Here is a 21,265-nt window from a genome sequence, read left to right on the forward strand (position 1 = left end):
GGTCCCCAGAAAGGATACCGGCAACAGGCTGCAGCCCCGGGCTTCATCCGCCCCGGCAGCCGGATGCGTGATGAAGGCAACATTTCGTCCTGTTAACGGAATACGGACATCGCGTGGGGCGCTGGCTAGTGTGGGACCAGGTCCCAACACCGGCGCCCTTCCACATTCAGCTGTCCCGTGTTCTCAATGAAAGGCCAACGCTATGCCCTACCCCGTTGAACAGAACGAGAAATTCGCTGCCTACGCCCACCCCGAGCGGCTGGTCTCCACCGAATGGCTTGCCGCGGCCATCGAAAGCGGCGCGGTAGCCAACGGTGAACTGGTTGTTGTCGAATCCGATGAGGACGTCCTCCTTTACGAAACCGGGCACATTCCGGGTGCCGTGAAGATCGACTGGCACACCGACCTGAACGACGAGGTGACCCGGGACTACGTGGACGGCGCCGCCTTTGCCGAGCTCGCGGCGTCAAAAGGCATCTCCCGCGACAGCACCGTGGTCATCTACGGTGACAAGTCCAACTGGTGGGCCGCCTACGCCCTGTGGGTCTTCACCCTTTTCGGCCACCAGGACGTCCGCCTGCTGGACGGCGGCCGCGACAAGTGGATTGCCGAAGGCCGTGAGCTGACCAAGGAGAAGCCGGCCCCCGCACGCGGCAGCTACCCGGAGGTCGAGCGCAATGACGCTCCCATCCGCGCGTTCAAGGAGGATGTCCTGGCGCACCTGGGCAAGCCCCTCATCGACGTCCGCTCCCCCGAGGAATACACCGGCCAGCGCACCCACATGCCTGCCTACCCGGAGGAGGGCGCGCTGCGCGGCGGCCACATCCCCACCGCCGCTTCCATTCCGTGGGCACGCGCCGCCGCCGCTGACGGCACCTACCGCAGCCGTGAGGAACTTGAGGCCCTGTACCTTGGCGAAGCAGGCCTGGCTGAAGGGGACGACGTCGTGGCCTACTGCCGCATCGGCGAGCGTTCCAGCCACACCTGGTTCGCCCTTAAGTACCTCCTGGGCTTCGAGTCCGTCCGGAACTACGACGGTTCCTGGACCGAGTGGGGCAACGCCGTCCGCGTCCCCATCGTCAAGGGCGCCGAGCGCGGTTCCTTTCCCGTCCCGGCAGGAGTCTGACGGGAGTTCCTCCCGCGTAGAATTGGACTGATGACTACTCAAGCCCTGCCTTCCGCCCTGGCGGCGATCGTGGACGACTTCCAGGCCCTGACCGAACCCGAGAGGCTCCAGCTGCTGCTGGAATTCTCGGAGGGACTGCCCGAGCTTCCGGACCGGCTCAAGGACCACCCTGAGCTGCTGGAGCAGGTTGTGGAGTGCCAGTCCCCGCTGTTCCTCACCATCGAGACGGAGAAGAACGACGACGGCCCGGCAGCTGCCGCCGTGCGGCTGTTCTTCAAGGCCCCGGCCGAGGCTCCCACCACGCGTGGTTTCGCCGGCGTGCTGCATGAGGGCCTGGACGGGCTGACCGCCGGTGAGATCCTGTCAGTGCCGGACGACATGCCCGAACTGCTCGGCCTCACCCGGGCCATCACGCCGCTCCGGATGCGGGGCATGACGGCAATGCTCGGGCGGATCAAACGCAAGGTGGCCGCCACGTCCGGCGTCCGCGCCTAGAGCGTATGGCACGCAAAAGCACCGCACAGGGAACTCCGGCCACAGCGGCATTGACCGCAGCCGGAGTTCCCTTTGTGCTGCACCCCTATACCCATGATCCTTCCGCTGCCAGTTATGGCGCGGAGGCTGCGGAAGTCCTCGGCATCGACCCGGCCCGGGTCTTCAAGACCCTGATGGTGGAGGTCGAGGGCAAGCTGGCGGTCGGCATCGTGCCCGTCAGCGGAACGCTTGACCTCAAGGCCTTCGCCGCCGCGCTGGGTTCCAAGAAGGCTGCCATGGCGGATCCCGCTGCTGCCCAGCGGCGGACCGGCTACGTCCTCGGCGGTATCTCTCCGTTGGGCCAGCGGCTCCCCTCCCCTGCCGTGCTGGATTCCAGTGCGCTGGCGCTGGATACCGTGCTGGTTTCGGGAGGCAGACGCGGCCTGGACATCGAGCTCGCGCCCGCCGACCTGGTACGGCTGACCGACGCCGTGACAGCGTCCATCAGCTCGCTGGCACAGGGCCACGGGCACGAGTGAGCGAAGAGCAGGCCCTGTCCGGCGGCAACGCTGCGGATTTTGTTGTGCGGGTCGGCAATACCGTGCGGAAGCCCTGGGAAACCTCCACCCCGGATGTGCATCACTTTCTTTCCGTCCTGGCGGCTGCGGGGCTGGATGTTCCGCGGGCCGCGGGACAGGACAACGAGGGCCGCCAGGTAATCGAGTACGTCGAAGGAACCCTGGCCATCGACCGGGGGCAGCTGGAAACGGCCGATCTCCACAAGGTGGGCGGCATGATCCGGGCCATCCACGACAACAGCCCGTTGTGCACCCCGGAGGATGTCAGCCGATGGAAGGTGCTCATCCCCGCACCGGAAGCCGAGCTGATCTGCCACAACGACCTCGCCCCGTGGAACCTCGTGACGGGTGGCCGCTGGGTGTTCATTGACTGGGATGGCGCCGGCCCCAGTTCACGGCTCTGGGATCTTGCCTACGCTGCACAGTCCTTCGCCGGATTGTGGGAAGGTGCGGACCCCCATGAGGCAGGCGTCCGCCTTCGCGCATTCAGGGACGGCTACCGCGCGGATGAAGGGCAGCGGCGGGCGCTTCCGCAGACGCTCGTCCACCGCGTGCAGGCAATGTACGGCCTCTTGCAGGAAGCGAAGGATTCGGGGCGCCAGCCATGGGCGCGCATGTACGACGACGGCCACGGGGAACACTGGAAAGCTTCGGCGGAGTACGTCGCACGGCACATTGACGTGTGGCGGAGCGCGCTCCTCAGCTGACGGCGGCCCCTACTGGCCAGGGCGCGGGGATCCGGCCGCAGTCGCAGCACCGGGGTTCAGCCGCGGGGCCAGCTGTTGCCGCAGCCACGCCTTCACCAGCCTCTCCCACCGCTCCGGATCAACGTTCCACTCTTTCGTGTGCCGTGCACGGCTGAAGGTCTCAAACGTGACCATCTCCGGGTTACGTTCGGCCAGCAGGGCTGACGGTTTGTACGGCACGTACTCGTCGTCCACGCTGTGCAGGATCAGCGTGGGAGTCCGCAGCTCCACGGCGCGCGACACCCAGTCCATCGCTTTGAGGTCAACCGGGGCAGCGAGGCCGGTGAGCCGGCGGCCGAGCGGGTGCCCCAGCATCAGCTGCCCGTAGCGGCCCACCAGCGACGGGATGCGGTTCAGCTGTGCGTGGTGGGCCAGGACGTTCACCCAGTCGATCACCGGCGCATCGAGCACCATGGCGCGGATCAGGTGGCGGTAGCGGGACAGATCGGCGGCCTGGAGACAGATGGCGCCGCCCATCGACCAGCCGAACAGCACGATCTCCTCGGCTCCCTTGCCCAGCGCATACTCGATGGCAGCCTCGACATCCCGCCACTCGGTGGAACCCAGGCCATACCGGCCGTCGTCCGCCGACGGCGCCAGCCCGTCGTTCCGGTAGGACACCACCAGGCTGGTGAGTCCAAGCTCCAGGGCCGGCCCCACTGCGCGCAGCGCCTCCTGCCGGGTGGCGCCGCGCCCGTGCACCATCACCGCCCAGGTCCGGGCGGTACCTCCGGCGCGTACCAGCCAGGCCGGCGCTTCGCCGCGGTCCACCGGGATCATCACGTCCTCCGCAGGAATTCCGACGGCGGCCGGGTCCGGGTAGGTGGCACCGCTCCACCAGCCCCAGCGCGCCGTGGAGAGGTCACCGGAATACACGGCCTCCACCTCGCGCAGGACCGTCCTTTCAGCCGGCGAATAGGAGACGATGCGGCCGATGCGCGCATGCCCCTTGCCGCCGTCGAAAAAGAATCCGTACACCCCCTCCATCGTGGTGTCGTCAGTGGCTGCCAGGATCACCTGCTGCTGCCGGCCGTCCCGGATGACGGCCAGCACTTCCTGGTCGGCCGTCCTCTGCCGGGACGGCGTGATGACCCGGCGCGCAAAGTAGACGGCGAGCGCAGACGAACCCGTGGCGAGGAGCCCGGCCAGGGAAACCCCACCGATGGCCCCGCCGATGGCCCACTTGGTCCCCAGGGACATTCCGCCGTCCTCGGGGGTGCGGACAACAGGGGCAGGGCTGGTGCGCTGGAAAAGAGCCATGGCACTATTCTTACCGCCTCGAAACGGAAGCCCACATTCCGCACCGCGGTGGCGGCCGCGGGCGGAGCCGAAGATTGAGTGCGGCGCCCCATGCACAGGGCTAGGCTAAGGCCATGAGTGATCCCATCGTCATCCTGACCGAAGAACCCCTGGGGGCGGACGACCGCCTGAACATAGAACGGCTCGTGGACGGATCGGATTCCAGCCTGCTGGTGCTGGTGCCGGCAAACACCGAGCGGCACCTGCTGGTGGACTTCCTGGAGAACCTGTCCATGCTGGACATCGCCAAAGCCTTCCGCGAGCTCACGTCCCACACCCCGGACCCCACCACCGAGCGGGCGCAGGCATCGGAAACCCTTGCCGTGTCGCTGGCTGCGCTGGAAGGACTGGGCAGCGGCGTCACCGGTGAAGTTGTGGACGGCGGCGCGGTCAACGGGCTGGTATCCAGGGTCCGCGAAACGGGCGCCTCACAGGCAGTGGTGATTACCCGGCCGCACGCCGTGGCCGATACTTTCCATACCGACTGGGCCAACAAGGCCCAGGACCAGCTGGGCGTCCCCGTGCTGCACCTGTACGCGGGCTCGGGATTTATCGGCGACTCCTAAGCGTTGGCATTCATATGAGCATCTTCGGAAACAGCATTTTCGGTAACAAGGCCACCGACGCGGTGGCAGATCCAACGGCGGCACCGGGTGAGCCCGCCGCAGCGAAGGCCACCGTCCAGAAAAGCGACGCCGAGTGGCGGGAAGAACTCACGCCCGAGGAGTACCACGTCCTGCGCCAGGCCGGTACCGAGCGCCCCTACACGGGAGAGTACTGGGATACCCACACCCCGGGGGTCTACCAGTGCCGGGCGTGCGGGGCGGAACTGTTCACCAGCAACGAGAAATTCGATTCGCATTGCGGCTGGCCGTCGTTCTGGGCTCCCCTGGCTGAGGGCACCGTCCGGTACATCCATGACCGCACGCTGGGCATGGAGCGCGTGGAGGTCCGCTGCGCCACCTGTGATTCCCACCTGGGCCATGTCTTTGAAGGCGAGGGCTACGGCACCCCCACCGACCAGCGCTACTGCATCAACTCGGTGTCCCTGAAACTGGTTTCGAACGAAAAGCCGCAGGTCAGCGACGGTAACCCGGGAAACTGATTCCCCAGCGGCGGTCATGTCTCGCCCAGTTGATCCCGTCCTCTAGCCACAGCATTTCTTAGGCTAGGGTGCTTTTCAGATTAGTTCTGCTGGTTGCTTGCTACGCTCGGCACTAGTTAGCAAGCAACCAGAAAGGCAGCCGACGATGACTGAAACCCTGACCGCCGCCGTCACCGGGATTTCCGCAAACAACCAGGACTGGCTCCGGCTTAAGGCAGCAGCCACCGCCCTCCAGGCCCTCCAGGTCCAGGACGGGTCCATCCCGGACACTGCCGCGCACAGTGAAGCCTCCGCCCAGACCAAGGTGATCATTGACGCCGTCAGTGCACTCTCCCCTGCCTTCCCGCACGACTCTGCGTACCTGGAGGCCGTCTGCGCAGACTTTTCCGCCTGGGCAGCCGGTGGATTCGGTGTTCCCGACTTCCTCTCCTCGCTGCTCGCTTTCCAGCCGCAGGAGCAGCGCCGGGACGGACTGCAGCACCTGGTGGTTTTTCCCATGTACACCCAGAACGGCAGCAGCAGCCGCCTGGTGGAGGCTGTCCTGATCGAGGTCATCTGGCCCGAGTTCATTGCCGGCCTGGAAGGCGGCGACTACTCCAACAAGCTGTTCGTCCCCATCCGCTTCCTGGACTTCACCGCCGGCTACGACACCAACTCGGCGGTGCTCTTCCCCGAGACCGTCGCCGTGCGCGAAACCCCCACGTTCACGTGGGGTGCCATCTTCGCTGACCGCGAGGCGGCCCGCTTCCGCCGGGTGCTCAAGGCCGCCGCCGAAACCACCAGTCTGGAACTGCCGGAGGGCGCTGCCGAAATGCTGGCCGACCAGGACCTCACGGAAGCCGCCTTCGTGATGTGGGACCTCATCCACGACCGGACGCACATGCGCGGCGACCTGCCGTTTGATCCCTTTATGATCAAGCAGCGCATGCCGTTCTTCCTGTACTCCCTGGAGGAACTGCGCTGCGACCTCACCGCCTTCCGCGAGTCCGTCCGCATCGAGAAGGACGACGACGCCGACCCGGAGGCACGCCGGCACGCCAAGCTGGTGCAGTACGCCATCATCTTCGACCGTATCTTCCGTTTCGCCATCACCGGAAGCCGCGTCCGGAACTACGACGGCCTGGGCGGACAGCTACTCTTTGCCTGGCTCCACCAGCAGCATGTCCTGCACTGGACCGACACCCGGCTCACCATCGACTGGGACGAAGTGGCCGACGCCGTCATTGCGCTGGGGGCAAAGATCGATGACCTGTACTGGCGTTCCATCGACCGGCCCAAGACCGCGCACTGGCTCGCCGCGTACGAACTGGTTTCGGAAACCGTCACCCCCCACCCGGCGTCCGTTTGGGCGAAGGGTCCGGCTGCCCTTCCCCTGTCCGGCGCCCCGCGCGGCCTGACCGACCAGGTGCTGGATGATGAATTCCCGCTGTCCATGTTCTACGAGGCATTGGAGAAGAAAATGCGCCCGGTCATCGAATCCACCGCCGGAATCACGGGCAGTTCCGCCCTATGAGCGGGCCCCAGGGCGCGGAACCGCTGAAACTCACCGTCCTGGTCACGGGCGGCAGCGGAGCCTCCGGGGTGGCAGTAGCCCGCGCGCTGCGGGACGCCGGGCACCGGGTGGTCACCGCGGGGTCCGACCAGGCGCGGATTGAGGCTGCTGCACGCCAGGCGGGCGACGGCGTCACACCCCTCGTATGCGACCTCGCCAGGCTCGACGACGTCCGGCAGCTGCGCAACGAAGCCTCCGCCGTTGCCGGGCCCGTGGACGGCGTCATCCACCTGGTGGGTGGCTGGCGGGGAGCGAAGGGCATCCCGGACCAGTCGGACGAGGACTGGGACTTCCTTCACCAGGCCGCCGTCACCACGCTGCGCAACGTCTCCCGGGTCTTCTTCGACGACATCGCCGCCTCCCGCCACGGCAGGTTCGCCATGGTGTCTTCCACCGCCCTCGACAAACCAGGGGCGGCAGTGGCCAGCTACGTCGCCGCCAAGGCGGCCGCCGAAGCGTGGACCATGGCCATGGCGGACGGCTTCCGCAAGGCAGCAACTGCCGACGGCGGCGGGCAGGCTGCCGCCGTCGTGCTGGTGGTGAAGGCCCTGGTGGACGATGGACTGCGCCGCAGCCATCCCGAAAGGTCCTTCCCCGGCGCGACGGACGTCAAGGACCTGGCCACCGCCGTCGTGGGACTCTTCAGTTCCCCGGCAGACGACGTAAACGGCACCCGCCTCCGGCTGGCGCCGTAGGCGGACCAGCACCGTACGGCTCCTGACGTCACGGTGCCTGACTGTACGGTGCAGTGAAGATACATAGACTGAAAGCGTGAGCAAAGGCATGACAACAACAGCAGAAACAGGCACGGCCGTGCGGCTGCACGACCCCACCGTGCGGGGCTTCGCGTCGGACAACTACTCCGGCGTCCACCCCGAAGTCCTGGCCGCACTCGCGGCAGCCAACGACGGCCACCAGGTCTCCTACGGGGAGGACGACTACACCGCGCGGCTGCACGAGCTGATGATGGAGCATTTCGGGCCGGGCATCGAGTGCTTCCCCGTATTCAACGGGACCGGCGCCAACGTGCTGTCCCTTCAGTCGCTGCTCCCCCGCTGGGGTGCCGTGGTATGTGCCTCCACCGCCCACATCAACATGGATGAGAACGGCGCCCCGGAACGCATCGGCGGCATCAAGCTGCTGCACGTCCCCACGCCGGACGGCAAGCTCACGCCCGAGCTGATCGACCGGGAGGCCTGGGGCTGGGGCGACGAGCACCGCGCCCAGCCGCTGGCCGTGTCCATTACGCAGACCACCGAGCTTGGCACCTGCTATACACCCGAGGAGGTTCGGGTCATCGCCGACCACGCCCACGCCAGGGGCATGAAGCTGCACATGGACGGCGCACGGCTGGCCAACGCCGCAGCCCACCTCCAGGTACCGCTGCGTGCCTTCACGCGCGACGCCGGCGTGGACATCCTTTCCTTCGGCGGCACCAAGAACGGCCTGCTGTTCGGTGAAGTGGTGGTGGCACTCAATCCCGAGGCCGCGCACGGCCTGGTCTACCTGCGGAAAATGAACATGCAGCTGGCCTCGAAGATGCGGTTCATGTCGGCCCAGTTCATTGCCCTGCTCGAGGGCGACCTCTGGCTGCGGTCCGCGTCGCATGCCAACGCCATGGCGGCCCGGCTCCGCGCCGCCGTCGACACCATCGACGGCGTCCAGCCGACGCAGAAAACCGAATCCAACGGCGTCTTCGCCATCCTGCCCCCGGGCGTGGCAGACAAGCTGCGCACCTCCTTCCGCTTCTACGACTGGAATGAGGCAGCCGGCGAAGTGCGCTGGATGTGTTCCTTCGACACCACCGAGGAGGATATCGATGCCTTCGCCGCAGCGATCCGCCATGAACTCCGCGATCACCGGAACGGGCAGTCCGGCTAAGCCGCCGGCGGCGAGCCTTCCCGCCCTGCCCCTTCCCGTTGCGTAACCTGCGAAGGTGAACGCACTTGACCAGGTTCCCCCGGACTTTCTCCACGCGTTGGGAACCCTCAGGAAAGCCCAGTGCCGCAGGGAACTCCGCCTCGCGGAGATCCCCGCGCCGGCACGCCTGGCACCTTTCGCCGTCGCGCTGGGTGCGGAAGTCATGGCACCGGGCACCGGAACCGCCACTCCCCTGCACGGCCCCGCCGCCATGGCCCTCGCCTCCGCGGCGGGGACAGTGGACGACGACGAAACGGAGCTGGCTACCGGCCGTTTCATCCTGCTCCATGACCCCGACGGCTCGGCAGTCTGGGACGGCGAGTTCCGGATTGTCACGTACATCCGGGCCGAACTGGAACCGGACATGGGCAACGACGAGATGCTCGGAACAGTCGCCTGGACCTGGCTGGTGGAGGCGCTGGAGAACCACAAGGCGCAGTACCGGGCCGCCGGCGGAACTGCCACCCGGGTCCTCTCCGAGAGCTTCGGCACCCTTGCGGAACGGCCCGGCTCCATCGACATCGAGCTCCGCGCCTCGTGGACCCCGGCATCCCCGGACGTCACGGCACACCTCGAGGCCTGGTCCGACATGGTCTGCACTTTCGCCGGCCTGCCGCCGCTTCCGGACGGCGTGACGCCCCTGCCGCACCGGCGGCGGAACTAGGCATGGCCCTGCCGCCACCCGTCCGCGGCCTGCCGGCCGGTAAACTGGGGGCATCATGACCCCTAATATTCCGGAAAACACCACGGCCGGCGTTCCGGCTGCTGATACCGCACCCCACATCACGGTGGAAGGCTTCGACAGCCCCATCCCCGAAATCATCGAACTTGCCGCGCCCCGGGACGGCGTACCGCTGGTCATCGAAACGCAGGCCGGCCTGGAGCGCTGCGCCGCCGCCATCGCCGCCGGAACAGGCCCGGCAGGAGTCGACGCCGAACGCGCTTCCGGATTCCGGTACGGGCAGCGGGCTTTCCTGGTCCAGATCCGCCGCGAAGGGGCCGGGACCTGGCTCATCGACCCCGAACCCTTCGAGAACCTGGACATCATCAACGATGCCCTCCGCGGCGTCGAATGGATCCTGCATGCCGCCAGCCAGGACCTGCCCTGCCTCTCAGAGCTCGGCATGTGGCCGGACAAACTCTTCGACACCGAACTGGCCGCCCGCCTGGCCGGACTGCCCCGGGTTGGCCTGGCCGCGGTGATCGAACAGCTGCTGGGGTTCGGCCTCGCCAAGGAGCACTCGGCCGCCGACTGGTCCACCCGGCCCCTGCCCGAGCCGTGGCTGCGCTACGCGGCCCTCGACGTCGAGGTCCTTACCGAACTGCGCGAAGAACTCGTGGAACTTCTCGAGGCGGACGGAAAACTCGACTACGCCGAGCAGGAATTTGCTGCCATCCTCGCAGCGGGCGTGGCCCCGCCCCGGGTCGACCCCTGGCGGAAGACCTCCGGCCTGCACCAGATCAGGGACCGCCGGCAGCTTGCCGCCGTCCGGGAACTGTGGCTGGAGCGCGATTCGCTGGCGCAGAAAAGGGATGTGGCACCGGGCCGGCTGATCCCGGATTCCGCCCTGGTGGCAGCGGCCAAGGCCATGCCCGCCACGGTGCCGCAACTGCTGGGCACCAAGGGCTTCCATGGCCGGGCGGCGCAGCGGGAAGCCCCGCGCTGGCTGCGCTGCATCGCCACCGCGCGCGACCTGGAAGAACTTCCGCCGCTGCACCTGGCCACCAACGCCCCGCCGCCGCCGCGCGTCTGGGCAGACCGCGACCCCGAAGCGGCCGCACGGCTGGCCACTGCCCGGCCCCTGCTGCAGGAGAAAGCCGACCAGCTGAACCTGCCGCTGGAAAACCTGCTGACTCCGGATTACCTGCGGCGCGTGGCATGGCGTCCTCCAGCGGAAATCAGCGAAGCATCGGTGGCCGCTGAACTGCGCACCCTGGGGGCACGCGAGTGGCAGGTCGGACTGGCGGCACCCCTGATCACCCACGCTTTCCTCAATCCACAGCCCCTGCCGCCCAAGGAGCCCAAGCCGGCTGCCGCCGTACCGGCGGAACAGTAGCCCCTCCCGGTAGTTCGGCTCCGCGCCGGCCGCCCCCGCCGGAAGGCACGGGCTCTCCTCTTGCGGGCTAAGTTACTGACGAGTAACATCGGGTTCACTGCCGTCATGATGCTGCCGTAGTCCGGCATGCATTCAGGCGCCTACGTCTCGATGAGGAGTTAAACGTGAGCCACCACGGAAGCGGCGCATCCCAGCGCACTGTCCGCGACATCGTCTTTGTTGACGGCGTCCGCACACCATTCGGCCGGGCCGGCGAGAAAGGCATCTACGCCGGAACCCGCGCCGACGACCTGATCGTGAAATGCATCCGCGAACTGCTTCGCCGGAACCCGTCCCTGCCGCCGGAGCGCGTGGATGAAGTGGCCATCGCAGCCACCACCCAGACCGGTGACCAGGGCCTCACCCTTGGCAGGACTGCAGCCCTGCTGGCCGGCCTGCCGCGGACCGTCCCCGGGTTCGCCATTGACCGGATGTGCGCGGGCGCCATGACCGCCGTGACATCGACTGCCGGAGGCATCGGATTCGGCGCCTACGACGTTGTCATTGCCGGCGGGGTGGAGCACATGGGCAACCACCCGATGGGCTCCGGCGCCGATCCCAACCCCCGTTTCATGTCGGAGCGGCTGGTGGACCCGGCGGCACTGAACATGGGCAACACCGCCGAAAATCTGCACGACCGCTTTCCGGCCATCACCAAGCAACGTGCCGATACCTACGCCGTCGCGTCCCAGGCCAAACTTGCCGCCGCCTACGGAATGGGCCTGATCCAGCCGGACCTGGTTCCGGTGGCTGCCCGGAAGCCGGGTGAGGGGTGGACTGTCCACAGCGTTGACGAACCGCCGCGGCCCGGCACCACCATGGCGGACCTGGACGCCCTGCGGACACCTTTCCGGCCGCACGGCCGGGTCACCGCCGGAAACTCCGCCGGCCTGAATGACGGCGCCACCGCTGCGGTGTTGGCCTCCGCAGAGGCCGCCGCGGAGCTCGGCCTGCCGGTGAAGATGCGCCTGGTCAGCTATGCCTACGCCGGGGTGGAGCCCGAGGTGATGGGCATCGGCCCCGTTCCGGCCACCGAGAAGGCACTGGACAATGCCGGGCTCACCATTGGGGACATCGGCCTGTTCGAAATCAACGAAGCCTTCGCTGTGCAGGTCCTCAGCTTCCTGGACCATTTCGGAATTCCCGACGACGACCCCCGCGTCAACCGCTACGGCGGCGCGATCGCCGTCGGGCATCCCCTTGCTTCCTCAGGCGTCCGGTTGATGACCCAGCTCGCCCGCCAGTTCGAGGAGGATTCCTCCGTCCGCTTCGGCATCACGGCCATGTGTGTGGGCCTGGGCATGGGCGGCACCGTAATCTGGGAAAACCCCCACCATCCCGACTACAGCGGAAGCACAGCCGCAGCGTCGGCAACTGAAGGAGCCACGGCATGAGCGCCGCAGATTTCATCGGGTTCGCCGCCCTGTTCCCCGACGAAACCGTCACCCACGCGCTCGTCCGGGACATCGAACTGCCGGCCGCCGCCGGCAAGCCAAGCCCGGGAACCTTCGCCCTCATCACCCTCGACAACGGCCTGGACCACTCCAAGCCCACCACGCTGGGACCCAGGACCCTCGTGGAACTCGGCAAAGTACTCGAAGGCCTCCGGGAGCGGGCCGCCCGCGGCGAGATCGCCGGCGTCGGCGTGACGGGGAAGCCCTACTACCTGGTGGCGGGCGCAGACCTTTCAGCGGTGAAGGCACTTGAGAAGCGGGAACACGGGCTGTGGATGGCGCAGCTGGGGCACGACGTCTACCGCACGCTCGCCAACCTGGGGGTTCCCAGCTTCGCGTTCATCAACGGCGCGGCCCTGGGCGGCGGGCTGGAAATCGCCCTGCAGTCCACCTACCGCACCGTGTCCACGGGCGCGGGGGCCCTGGCACTGCCGGAAGCCTTCCTTGGCCTGGTACCCGGCTGGGGCGGGGTTTACATCCTGCCGCGCCTGATCGGCCCGGAAAACGCCGTGAAGGTGATGATCGAAAACCCGCTCAGCAACAACCGGACACTGACCGGACCCCAGGCCTTCGAACTCGGCATCGCCGATGCCGTCTTTGAGCCGGCGGACTTCCTTGAGCAGTCCCTGGCATGGGCCGCGGAAGTCATCTCCGGCGGTCTGGTGCCGGAACGTGCCAACGCCGTCGACCCCGCCGCGCCGGATACCGCAACCAGGTGGGCTGCCGCAGTGGCAGCAGGACGCCGGTTCGTGGAGGCAAAGACCTCACATGCCGCACCCGCCCCGGGAAAGGTCCTTGACGTCCTGGAGGCCAACCGCACCATGACCCAGGCGGAGTCTGCAGAGCTGGAATGCGAAACACTTGCAGAACTCATGCAGACCGACGAGTTCCGCGCCACGGTGTACGCCTTCCTTGACCTGGTCCAGAAACGCTCCAAGCGTCCCGCCGGCGCACCCGACCGCAACCTGGCCCGTCCGGTCACCAAGGTAGGCGTGGTGGGTGCCGGCCTGATGGCCAGCCAGCTGGCGCTGCTCTTCGCCCGCCAGCTCAAGGTCCCCGTGGTGATGACGGACATCGACCAGGGCCGCGTGGACAAGGGAGTGGGCTACGTCCACGCCGAAGTGGACAAGCTCCTGGGCAAACAGCGGATCAGCCAGGACGCCGCCAACCGCACCAAAGCGCTGGTGACGGGATCCGTGTCCAAGGACGTGTTCGCCGACGCCGACTTCGTCATCGAAGCCGTCTTCGAAGAACTGAACGTCAAGAAGCAGGTGTTCGCCGAGCTCGAAGCCATCGTCAGCCCTGACTGCATCCTGGCCACCAACACCTCCTCGCTGTCCGTGACCGCCATGGCCGAGGACCTCCAGCATCCGGAACGGCTGGTGGGGTTCCACTTCTTCAACCCCGTGGCCGTGATGCCGCTGCTGGAAATCGTCAGGGCCCCGCGGACCGATGACGCCGTCCTCGCCACCGCCTTTGAACTGGCCAAGGCGCTCAAGAAGACCGGGGTACTGGTCAAGGATGCACCCGCGTTTGTGGTCAACCGCATCCTGCTGCGCCTGATGGGCGAAGTCACCGCCGCCTTCGACGAGGGCACCCCGGCAGACGTGGCGGACAATGCCCTGCGGCCCATGGGCCTGCCGATGACCCCCTTCACGCTGCTGGCCATGGTGGGGCTGCCGGTGGCCCAGCACGTCCAGGAATCGCTTAACGCCGCTTTCGGTGACCGCTTCCCGGTGTCCGCCAACCTGCAAAAACTCATCGACAACGGAGTGAAGGCTCTCTGGGAAACCGCCCCGGACGGCACGCAGGAAATCCCGCAGTCCACGCTGTCGCTGATGTCCTTCGGCACCAGCCCCTCCACCGGCGAAGACGTCCTGCGCCGTACCCAGGACGCCCTGGCCCAGGAGATCGGACTGATGCTGGACGAAGGCGTGGTGGCAGGCCCCGAAGACATCGACCTCTGCATGATCCTCGGCGCGGGCTGGCCCATGTTCCTCGGCGGCATCACCCCGTACCTGGACCGGGTGGGGGCCTCGGAACGCGTCAACGGCAAGCCCTTCCTGCCGCCGGGCAGGGCGTCCCGCCCGGCCGCGGGATAACCGGACCGGTTCAGGCTTCCGCTAGCCGGCCGGCGCCGAGCGCAATGGTGCGGTGCGCCGCCGATCGTGCGTAACCCAGGTCATGGGTGACCAGCACGACGGCGGCTCCCTCCGCCGCCGCGGACCGGACCGCCGCATCCAGGACGGCAAGCCCATCGCCGTCGAGGGCGACGGTCGGCTCATCCAGCGCGAGGACGGCGGGTTTGCGGGCCAGAACTGTCGCCAGGGCCAGCAGCCGCTGGCGGGACGCGGGCAGCTCCGCGGGGTGTTCCTGGGCTGCCGCTGAGAGACCGACGGCCGCCAGTGCCGCCGCGGCCCTTTCCCCTGCCTCATCCTGCCCAAACAACCGGTCCAGGCCGAACCGGACCTCCCGCAGGGCGGTGCGTTCGAACAGCTGCTCGCGCGGGTGCTGGAACAGCAGGCCCACCGCGGCTGCCGTGGAACCGACCGGTCTTCCGGAAATGTCCTCCCCCTGCACCAGGACGGTTCCGGTGGTGGGCCTCAGCAGGCCGTTGAAGTGCCTCAGGAGCGTTGATTTTCCCGCCCCATTGGGCCCGGTGACGGCCACGATCTCGCCGGGATGGACCGCAAGGTCGACTCCCTGCAGCACCGTCGATTGGTTGTCAGTGGTACGGGAGCCCTGACGGCGTTGCCACGTGAAGCCCTGCCTGGCGGGACGGCCGTCCTTCCGGTACCCGAAGGAAACCCCGCGGAGCTCCAGGGCCGGGGCGGAATGTCCGGCATGGCGGGGAGCCGGCGCAGCGCCGCCGGTTGCCCGCTCGTCGTGGATGCGCCGGATAGCCGCCAACACCGTGGGTGGCCCTGCCTTCAGCGCGGCGGGTGTTCCGCTTGCCTTGACCGTGCCGTCCGCCAGGACCAACCAGTGATCGGCTTCCCGGAGCAGCCCGTCCACCATCTGGCTAAGGATGACGACGGCGGTGCCGGCCTTCACGAGGCCGCGCACCAGGTCACCCAGTTCGCGGGCGCCCGCAGCGTCAAGGGAGGCGAAGGGCTCATCCATGATGAGCACCGGCGGGCGGGTAATGATGGCGCAGCCGATGGACAGGCGTCGAAGCTGGCCGCCCGAGAGCCGGGCCGGATGGCGACCCAGCAGGTTGCGAAGTCCCAGCAGGCCCGCCGTCTGCTCAACGGCTGCCACCATGGCGGTACGGTCCATGGCGGAGCTTTCGAGGCCGAACGCGAGTTCCTCCGCCACGGTGGCCCGGACCGTGGACAGGACGGCACCAGCATCCTGGGGAACAAAGCCCACCTGCCGGCCCCACTGCGCGGGGTCAATCCGGGGGTCCCCGGCGTCGCCGTTGAACTGAAGCCGGGTGCCGGTGAGCTCCAGGAACCCGGTGAGGTTCCCGCCGGGTCCCGGGGGCAGCCAACCGGCAAGGAGCCTTCCCAAGGTTGTTTTGCCGCTTCCGGAGGTGCCCAGGACGGCCGTCAGGGTCCCGGGGACGACGGCGACGTCCACGCGCTGGAGGACCGGCCCGCCGCCGTCATGGAAGGTGAAGTCCCGGATGCCGGCCGCCATAACCGGCTCTGCGGAATACGGCACGCCTAGCCCCCGGCCCCGGCCGGCCATAACCGCCAGGCAACGGCAACCGCAGCCGCCCCGACCAGGAGCATGCGCAGGAGGCGCTGGATAACGGAGTCGGGGACCTCCCGGTAGCTGGTACGCGGCCCTGGACTGCTGAAACCGCGGGCTTCCAGGGCCGCGGCGCGGGTTCCGGCGTCCTCCACCAGGGAGAGGACCAGCGGGATGGCCTGCAGCCGGAACGCCGCCACTTTGTGCAGCAGACCGCGCCGGATGACCAGCCCACGGGACTCCTGGGCCTGCCGGATCCGTCCCGCCTGCGCAGTAATGGCGGGCAGCAGGGTCAGGGTGGAAGCCAGCACAAAGCCGAACCTGCCGTGGACGCCGCGCGACGACAACGCGGCCACCAGGTCCGGAACGTTGACGCTGAAGGAAAACACCAGCAGGGCCAGGACGGCGGCTGACAGTTGGGCCGCCCGTTCCCCGGCGAAGGCCAGGCCTTCGGCGGTTACCCGGGCCGGGCCGAACTGGGCCAGGACCGTCCGGCCCTCGGGAAAGGACAGCCCGTGCACGATCAGCAGGGACAGGCCCAGCGGCACCAGCACGGCCGCGGCCGCAGGCACCAGCCGCCGGGCGGTGCCACCGGCAGCGGACAGGCCCAGTGCACCCGCGCCCACGGCGAGGGAAACGGGCCAACTCGCTGCCGCCGTCGTGATAACCGCCGTGCTGCCGGCAAAGGCCAGGGAAGTCAGCGGGTGGAGGCGCATGGGCTGGTGGTTCCTGTTCAGGAGGTCTGTTCAGGAAGTCTGTGTGGAGCCCTGCGCTGCTGCCGGTTCGTTCGTGGTTCCGCCAAGGACACGGTGCCTGCGGACAAACGGGAACTGCAGCCGGGTCCGCCGCGGCAGCGCATAGACCAGGACGGCCACCACTGTGAAGACGATGGCCTTGTCCATGGGGTCGGAAATGAGCGCCTGCTTGGTGATGGCTGCCAGGAGGGTGTCGCCCATGGAGCGGAAGGCGCTGACGATCGCACCCGTGGCCACACCGGACGTGCCGCCGAAGACGAAGGCTGCTACCGGGGCGGACACCACACCGCCAATGATGCCCGTGGCAAACCCTGCTACGGGGGCGAGATAGAAACGGCGGAACAGGCCGCAGCGCGCGGCCAGGCCGGCGAGGCAGCCGATCAGTGCGGCGCCGGCGGCGAACGGCAGCACGGTGGGGTTGAAGAAGGACCAGACGATGCTGCTGAGGGCTCCCGTGGCGGCACCCGCTGCGGGTCCTGCCAGCACAGCGATCAGCACCGTGCCGATCGCGTCAAGGTAGAACGGGACCAGGGTGCTGCCCACGAACTGGCCCAGCACGATGTTCAGGACAAGGGCCACCGGGATCAGCACGAGGGTGGAGGCAGGAAGCGTGGGCAGGACCGCCACGATGAGCAGGATGGCCCCCACCAGGAAACCTGAAAGGGCAATCAGGGCCGAGGCGCTGCCGGGTCCGCCGGTGATGTCCGCGGGCTGGTTCAGGACCAGGTAGATGTAGGTCCCGGCAATGGCCAGGGCGCCAAGGATTTCCAGCAGCCGGCGCCTGCGGGCAGCAGCGGGCGCCGGGGACGGCAACGTCAGGGAGGGCGATGACATGGGGTTCCTTCTGAGTGCTGGCATGGGAGCCCGGAGATCCCGGGCGGAACGGAACGCCACCTATGTCACCTCGGTGGCAGCCGCCGGATTCTGCAGCGACATACTGCAACCGGCGGGCCGCGGACCATTCTACCGGGACGTTGTGCGGCATGGCTGCTGCCGGGCGGACGGTGCCCTAGACTCCCCCTTATGCCCCACTACGACCTTGCCATCATCGGCTCCGGCTCCGGCAATTCGCTGATCACCCCGTTCTGGGACGGCAAGCGCGTGGCGTTGATCGACGGCGGGGTGTTCGGCGGCACGTGCCTGAACGTGGGCTGCATCCCAACGAAGATGTTCGTGTACCCGTCGGCGCTGGCGGCAGTGCCCGCCGAGGCCGGCCGCCTGGGCGTTGACCTGACCCTGGACAAGGTGCACTGGAACGACATCCGGGACAGGATTTTTGGCCGGATAGATCCGATATCCGCAGCCGGCCGCCGGTACCGGGCGGACGAGCTGGACCACGTGGACCTGTATGAGGAGTACGCCCGCTTTACAGGACCCCGGGCGCTCCGCACCGCCTCCGGTGTGGACATCACGGCGGACCAGGTAGTGGTGGCGGCGGGCTCGCGGGCGGTTCTTCCGGACGTGCCGGGAGCCAACCTTCCCCAGGTCCACACGTCAGATACCGTCATGCGGATCGACGGGGCACCGGAGAAGGTGGTGGTGGTTGGCGGCGGGTACATCGCCGCGGAGTTCGCTGCCGTTTTCCACGGTTTCGGCGCGGACGTCACCCAGGTGAACCGGTCCGGGCGCCTGTTGCGCGGCAATGACGCCGAAATTTCGCGTCGCTTCGCCGCGGCCGCCGCAAGCCGCTGGAAGCTGGAGCTTGGCTGCCACCTGCAGTCCGTGGAGGACAACGGCGACGACCGGGCCACCGCAGTGTTCCTGGACGACGCCGGCCGCAGCCTGAGCGTGGTGGCGGACCTTGTCCTGATGGCCACCGGCCGGGTGCCCAACACGGACCGGCTGGACGTGGAAGCCGCAGGCTTCGACCTGGACGACGACGGCACGCTGGCCGTCGATGAAAACCTCCGGATTCTTTCGGGCGGGCAGCCACTGGCGGGCGTGTACGCGCTGGGCGACGTCGCGAATTCCTACCAGCTCAAGCATGTGGCCAACCGGGAAGCCCGGGTGGTGGCCCACAACCTGGAGCACCCGGGCCGGCTCCGGCCCATGGACTACACAGCGGTGCCGGCTGCTGTTTTCTCCAATCCGCAGGTGGCCTCGGTCGGCCTGACAGAGGATGAGGCCCGGGCGCAGGCTGCACCGGGGACGGAGATTGTCACCGCAATCCAGGAGTACGCGTCCACGGCGTACGGCTGGGCAATGGAGGACGAAGAAGGCGTGGTCAAGCTCATCGCGGAGCGCGGTACGGGCCGCCTCCTCGGAGCGCACATCCTGGGCCACGAAGCGTCGCTGCTCATCCAGCCGCTGGTCCAGGCGATGGCCACGTCAGTGCCGGTGCACCAGCTGGCGCGGGGTCCTTTCTGGATCCACCCTGCGCTGATGGAAGTGGTGGAGAACGCCCTGCTGGCGCTGGATGTGGACCTGCCGGAGGATGCCCCGCTGTAGGGTCCTCAACCCACCCGGGCCGCGAGGCTCCCCACCGCGGACACCAGTTCGCTGAAGGCCTGCGCCGGGTTGCTGCCGGACACCACCCTGGCGTTGGGCGGGACGCCCCACAGCCCGCGGAAATCGGCCACGGTGGTTCCGACCAGCAGCGGGGACACCGTTTCGACGTCCACCGTTGCCGGCCGGGCGCTGTATTCCAGGGTGCCGGCCGCCACCCCGGCGGCGAAGAAGTCGTGGACGTGGGCCAGGTAGCCCTGGTCGTACAGACGGTGGAACTCGAAATAGAAGCGCAGGGCATCGGACAGGTGCCTGACCAGCGCATTGTCCGAGGTACTGCGCTGCCCCTCGGGCTGGTCCGGGAGCACGAGCTCGGGGACCATGGCCCCCGCCGCTTCCGCCAGTTGCCGAACGTGCTCCGGGTGCATCTCCATCCGCTCCGTCGTGTCCAGCGAACAAACGATGGGCAGCTTGTCGAAGGGCCGGCCCCGGTAGGCGGCGTACACCTCCTTGGCCGCATGGGGGTCAACGTGGGTGTTCCATTCCGCGGTGGGAGTGGTGTTGCCCTGGTAATAGAAGCAGCCGCCCATGATCACGACGTTGGCCAGCAGGTCAGGCAGTGCCGGCTCCTTGCGGAGTGCCAGGGCGAAGTTGGTCAGCGGCGCCGTGATCAAGGCCGTGAGCTCCCCCGGCCGGGACCGGGCATGCTCGATCCAGAGGTCCACCGCGTCCCGCTCCGACACCTGACCTGACGGTTCCGGCAGGACGGCGTGGCCTATCCCCTGGGGCCCGTGCGTTTCAGGTGTTGTCAGCAGCGGTATGGACAGCGGACGGCGGGCGCCGATGGCCACTTCCACGCCGGGCCGGCCGCACAGTTCCAGCAGGGCCAGGGTGTTGCGGGCCACCTGGTCGGCATCGACGTTTCCCGGTGTTGCCGTGACCGACACGAACTCCGTGTCCGGGAGTGCGGCGAGGTAGGCCAGCGCCAGGGCGTCGTCGATGCCGGTGTCGACGTCGAGGAGGTAGGCGGTCACGGCGGCCTAGAAGAGCGCGATCTTGGGCGCCGCGGGGAAGATGCTGCCCAGCTCGGCGAGGTCCGCATCCGACGGCACCCAGTCTGCCGCTGCGGCGTTTTGCCGGACCTGCTCAGGCCTGGTGGCACCGGCAATAACGCTGGCCACGGACTTTTGGGCCGCCAGCCAGGAAAATGCGACCTCGATTTCGGTCAGGCCGCGCTGCTCGGCGAACCGGCTGAACGCGCCCAGCTGTTCCCAGTCGGCGTCGTGCACCATGTTCGTGCGGGTATGGCTGAGCCGGGACCCCTCCGGTGCGTGGCCGGGCGCGTACTTGCCCGTCAGCAGCCCGTTGGCCAGCGGGAAGTACGGGAGGACCCCCAGCCCGAATTCCTCTGCTGCGGGAGTCACCTCGAGTTCCGCGCGCCGGTCCAGGAGGTTGTAATGGTTTTGGGTGGAGATGAAGCGGGCTCCACCCAGCTGCCGCGCCACGTACTCAGCCTGGGCGATCTGCCACCCGGCCCGGTTGGAGTGGCCGATGTAGCGGACTTTTCCGCTGCTGACGAGCGCGTCGAGCGCGGCGAGGGTCTCCTCGATGGGCGTCAGCGGGTCCGGCGTATGGAACTGGTACAGGTCGATCCAGTCCGTGCCCAGCCGGCGCAGCGAGGCTTCCACCGCCTGGAGGATGTAGCGCCGTGATCCGCGGGCACCGAAGTCGAGGCCGCTGGCACCCTTCATGTCCATCCCGAATTTGGTCGCCAGGACCACGTCCGCGCGCCTATTGCCCAGGGCCTTTCCCAGCATGGTTTCGCTCAGCCCGGGTTCGCGGCCGTACGTGTCGGCGACGTCGAACAGGGTGATCCCGGCATCGAGGGCCGCGGAGACCACGGCGTTGGTGGCCTCCTGGGATTCGGTGGCGGTGTTGGCGCGGCCAAGGTTGTTGCAGCCCAGGCCCACCGTGGAGACGGTCAGGCCGGATTTTCCAACGCGGCGGTACGTGGTCACG

At 68.0% G+C, this 21,265-nt stretch carries 20 protein-coding genes; 14 read left to right on the forward strand and 6 right to left on the reverse strand.

The window, feature by feature from the left end; all coding sequences use genetic code 11:
• Positions 1–202 precede the first annotated feature (202 nt).
• Genes DXK94_RS08250 through DXK94_RS08265 form a run of 4 tightly spaced genes read left to right on the forward strand, consistent with a single transcriptional unit; the run spans position 203 to position 2,885 of the window.
• Positions 203–1,126, forward strand: coding sequence for a sulfurtransferase (locus tag DXK94_RS08250; RefSeq protein WP_079597084.1), 924 nt, complete (start codon positions 203–205; stop codon positions 1,124–1,126).
• A gap of 30 nt (positions 1,127–1,156) precedes the next feature.
• Positions 1,157–1,621, forward strand: a complete 465-nt coding sequence (locus tag DXK94_RS08255; protein ID WP_079597085.1) for a SufE family protein — start codon at positions 1,157–1,159, stop codon at positions 1,619–1,621.
• A 5-nt stretch (positions 1,622–1,626) separates the two neighbouring features.
• The gene (ybaK, locus tag DXK94_RS08260; RefSeq protein ID WP_115524592.1) at positions 1,627–2,139 is read left to right on the forward strand and encodes a Cys-tRNA(Pro) deacylase; all 513 of its coding nucleotides are present in this window, start codon (positions 1,627–1,629) and stop codon (positions 2,137–2,139) included.
• A complete protein-coding gene (locus tag DXK94_RS08265; protein ID WP_115524593.1) occupies positions 2,136–2,885 on the forward strand; it encodes a phosphotransferase in 750 nt (249 codons plus the stop codon). Before ybaK ends, DXK94_RS08265 begins: the two co-directional genes overlap by 4 nt.
• Positions 2,886–2,894: 9 nt before the next feature.
• Here DXK94_RS08265 and DXK94_RS08270 read toward each other — a convergent pair whose 3' ends face one another.
• Positions 2,895–4,184, reverse strand: coding sequence for a S9 family peptidase (locus tag DXK94_RS08270; protein ID WP_079597088.1), 1,290 nt, complete (start codon positions 4,182–4,184; stop codon positions 2,895–2,897).
• A gap of 113 nt (positions 4,185–4,297) precedes the next feature.
• Between DXK94_RS08270 and DXK94_RS08275 the strand changes: the two genes are divergently transcribed.
• The 9 genes from DXK94_RS08275 to DXK94_RS08315 all read left to right on the forward strand — a co-directional run bounded on the left by DXK94_RS08275 (position 4,298) and on the right by DXK94_RS08315 (position 14,452).
• Positions 4,298–4,789 carry a hypothetical protein gene (locus DXK94_RS08275; protein WP_115524594.1) on the forward strand — a complete coding sequence of 164 codons (492 nt, stop codon included), beginning with the start codon at positions 4,298–4,300 and terminating at the stop codon, positions 4,787–4,789.
• A 14-nt stretch (positions 4,790–4,803) separates the two neighbouring features.
• Positions 4,804–5,328 carry a peptide-methionine (R)-S-oxide reductase MsrB gene (gene msrB, locus DXK94_RS08280; protein ID WP_181884777.1) on the forward strand — a complete coding sequence of 175 codons (525 nt, stop codon included), beginning with the start codon at positions 4,804–4,806 and terminating at the stop codon, positions 5,326–5,328.
• A gap of 145 nt (positions 5,329–5,473) precedes the next feature.
• Complete coding sequence (locus DXK94_RS08285) at positions 5,474–6,841, forward strand: DUF6421 family protein (protein ID WP_115524595.1); 1,368 nt, start codon at positions 5,474–5,476, stop codon at positions 6,839–6,841.
• Complete coding sequence (locus DXK94_RS08290) at positions 6,838–7,575, forward strand: SDR family oxidoreductase (RefSeq protein WP_115524596.1); 738 nt, start codon at positions 6,838–6,840, stop codon at positions 7,573–7,575. Before DXK94_RS08285 ends, DXK94_RS08290 begins: the two co-directional genes overlap by 4 nt.
• Positions 7,576–7,663: 88 nt before the next feature.
• Positions 7,664–8,761 carry a low specificity L-threonine aldolase gene (locus DXK94_RS08295; protein ID WP_115524597.1) on the forward strand — a complete coding sequence of 366 codons (1,098 nt, stop codon included), beginning with the start codon at positions 7,664–7,666 and terminating at the stop codon, positions 8,759–8,761.
• A 55-nt stretch (positions 8,762–8,816) separates the two neighbouring features.
• On the forward strand, positions 8,817–9,464 hold the full coding sequence (locus tag DXK94_RS08300; RefSeq protein ID WP_115524598.1) for a DUF3000 domain-containing protein: 648 nt from the start codon (positions 8,817–8,819) through the stop codon (positions 9,462–9,464).
• A 55-nt stretch (positions 9,465–9,519) separates the two neighbouring features.
• Positions 9,520–10,857 carry an HRDC domain-containing protein gene (locus DXK94_RS08305; protein WP_079597093.1) on the forward strand — a complete coding sequence of 446 codons (1,338 nt, stop codon included), beginning with the start codon at positions 9,520–9,522 and terminating at the stop codon, positions 10,855–10,857.
• Positions 10,858–11,021: 164 nt separating this feature from the next.
• A complete protein-coding gene (locus tag DXK94_RS08310) occupies positions 11,022–12,290 on the forward strand; it encodes an acetyl-CoA C-acyltransferase (RefSeq protein ID WP_115524599.1) in 1,269 nt (422 codons plus the stop codon).
• Positions 12,287–14,452 (forward strand): 3-hydroxyacyl-CoA dehydrogenase NAD-binding domain-containing protein, encoded by a 2,166-nt coding sequence (locus DXK94_RS08315; RefSeq protein ID WP_115524600.1) that lies wholly within the window; start codon positions 12,287–12,289, stop codon positions 14,450–14,452. Before DXK94_RS08310 ends, DXK94_RS08315 begins: the two co-directional genes overlap by 4 nt.
• A 10-nt stretch (positions 14,453–14,462) precedes the next feature.
• Here the strand turns inward: DXK94_RS08315 and DXK94_RS08320 are convergent, their stop codons facing one another.
• The 3 genes from DXK94_RS08320 to DXK94_RS08330 are packed head-to-tail and all read right to left on the reverse strand — an operon-like array spanning position 14,463 to position 17,635.
• Positions 14,463–16,016, reverse strand: coding sequence for an ATP-binding cassette domain-containing protein (locus tag DXK94_RS08320; protein WP_309544314.1), 1,554 nt, complete (start codon positions 16,014–16,016; stop codon positions 14,463–14,465).
• A gap of 2 nt (positions 16,017–16,018) precedes the next feature.
• The gene (locus DXK94_RS08325) at positions 16,019–16,762 is read right to left on the reverse strand and encodes an energy-coupling factor transporter transmembrane component T (protein WP_115524602.1); all 744 of its coding nucleotides are present in this window, start codon (positions 16,760–16,762) and stop codon (positions 16,019–16,021) included.
• A 30-nt stretch (positions 16,763–16,792) separates the two neighbouring features.
• Positions 16,793–17,635, reverse strand: coding sequence for an ECF transporter S component (locus tag DXK94_RS08330; RefSeq protein ID WP_115524603.1), 843 nt, complete (start codon positions 17,633–17,635; stop codon positions 16,793–16,795).
• Between the two features lie 189 nt (positions 17,636–17,824).
• On the opposite strand from DXK94_RS08330, the gene DXK94_RS08335 reads away from it, so the two are divergent.
• Entirely contained in the window at positions 17,825–19,249 is a 1,425-nt protein-coding gene (locus DXK94_RS08335) for a mycothione reductase (RefSeq protein ID WP_115524604.1), read from the forward strand.
• Between the two features lie 5 nt (positions 19,250–19,254).
• Here the strand turns inward: DXK94_RS08335 and DXK94_RS08340 are convergent, their stop codons facing one another.
• The gene (locus DXK94_RS08340) at positions 19,255–20,280 is read right to left on the reverse strand and encodes a nucleoside hydrolase (RefSeq protein ID WP_115524605.1); all 1,026 of its coding nucleotides are present in this window, start codon (positions 20,278–20,280) and stop codon (positions 19,255–19,257) included.
• A gap of 6 nt (positions 20,281–20,286) precedes the next feature.
• Positions 20,287–21,264, reverse strand: a complete 978-nt coding sequence (locus DXK94_RS08345; protein ID WP_115524606.1) for an aldo/keto reductase — start codon at positions 21,262–21,264, stop codon at positions 20,287–20,289.
• Between the last annotated feature and the right edge of the window lies 1 nt (position 21,265).

Origin of the sequence: Arthrobacter sp. RT-1, assembly GCF_003367205.1 — a bacterium.
Classification (GTDB): Bacteria; Actinomycetota; Actinomycetes; order Actinomycetales; family Micrococcaceae; genus Arthrobacter.

Bases quoted from the DNA above. Each gene is read 5' to 3' on its own strand.
- DXK94_RS08250 (WP_079597084.1), top strand. From the start codon at position 203: ATGCCCTACCCCGTTGAACAGAACGAGAAATTCGCTGCCTACGCCCAC.
- DXK94_RS08325 (WP_115524602.1), bottom strand. From the start codon at position 16,762: ATGCGCCTCCACCCGCTGACTTCCCTGGCCTTTGCCGGCAGCACGGCG.
- DXK94_RS08295 (WP_115524597.1), top strand. From the start codon at position 7,664: ATGACAACAACAGCAGAAACAGGCACGGCCGTGCGGCTGCACGACCCC.
- msrB (WP_181884777.1), top strand. From the start codon at position 4,804: ATGAGCATCTTCGGAAACAGCATTTTCGGTAACAAGGCCACCGACGCG.
- DXK94_RS08305 (WP_079597093.1), top strand. From the start codon at position 9,520: ATGACCCCTAATATTCCGGAAAACACCACGGCCGGCGTTCCGGCTGCT.
- ybaK (WP_115524592.1), top strand. From the start codon at position 1,627: ATGGCACGCAAAAGCACCGCACAGGGAACTCCGGCCACAGCGGCATTG.
- DXK94_RS08275 (WP_115524594.1), top strand. From the start codon at position 4,298: ATGAGTGATCCCATCGTCATCCTGACCGAAGAACCCCTGGGGGCGGAC.
- DXK94_RS08330 (WP_115524603.1), bottom strand. From the start codon at position 17,635: ATGTCATCGCCCTCCCTGACGTTGCCGTCCCCGGCGCCCGCTGCTGCC.
- DXK94_RS08285 (WP_115524595.1), top strand. From the start codon at position 5,474: ATGACTGAAACCCTGACCGCCGCCGTCACCGGGATTTCCGCAAACAAC.
- DXK94_RS08315 (WP_115524600.1), top strand. From the start codon at position 12,287: ATGAGCGCCGCAGATTTCATCGGGTTCGCCGCCCTGTTCCCCGACGAA.
- DXK94_RS08290 (WP_115524596.1), top strand. From the start codon at position 6,838: ATGAGCGGGCCCCAGGGCGCGGAACCGCTGAAACTCACCGTCCTGGTC.
- DXK94_RS08335 (WP_115524604.1), top strand. From the start codon at position 17,825: ATGCCCCACTACGACCTTGCCATCATCGGCTCCGGCTCCGGCAATTCG.
- DXK94_RS08270 (WP_079597088.1), bottom strand. From the start codon at position 4,184: ATGGCTCTTTTCCAGCGCACCAGCCCTGCCCCTGTTGTCCGCACCCCC.
- DXK94_RS08255 (WP_079597085.1), top strand. From the start codon at position 1,157: ATGACTACTCAAGCCCTGCCTTCCGCCCTGGCGGCGATCGTGGACGAC.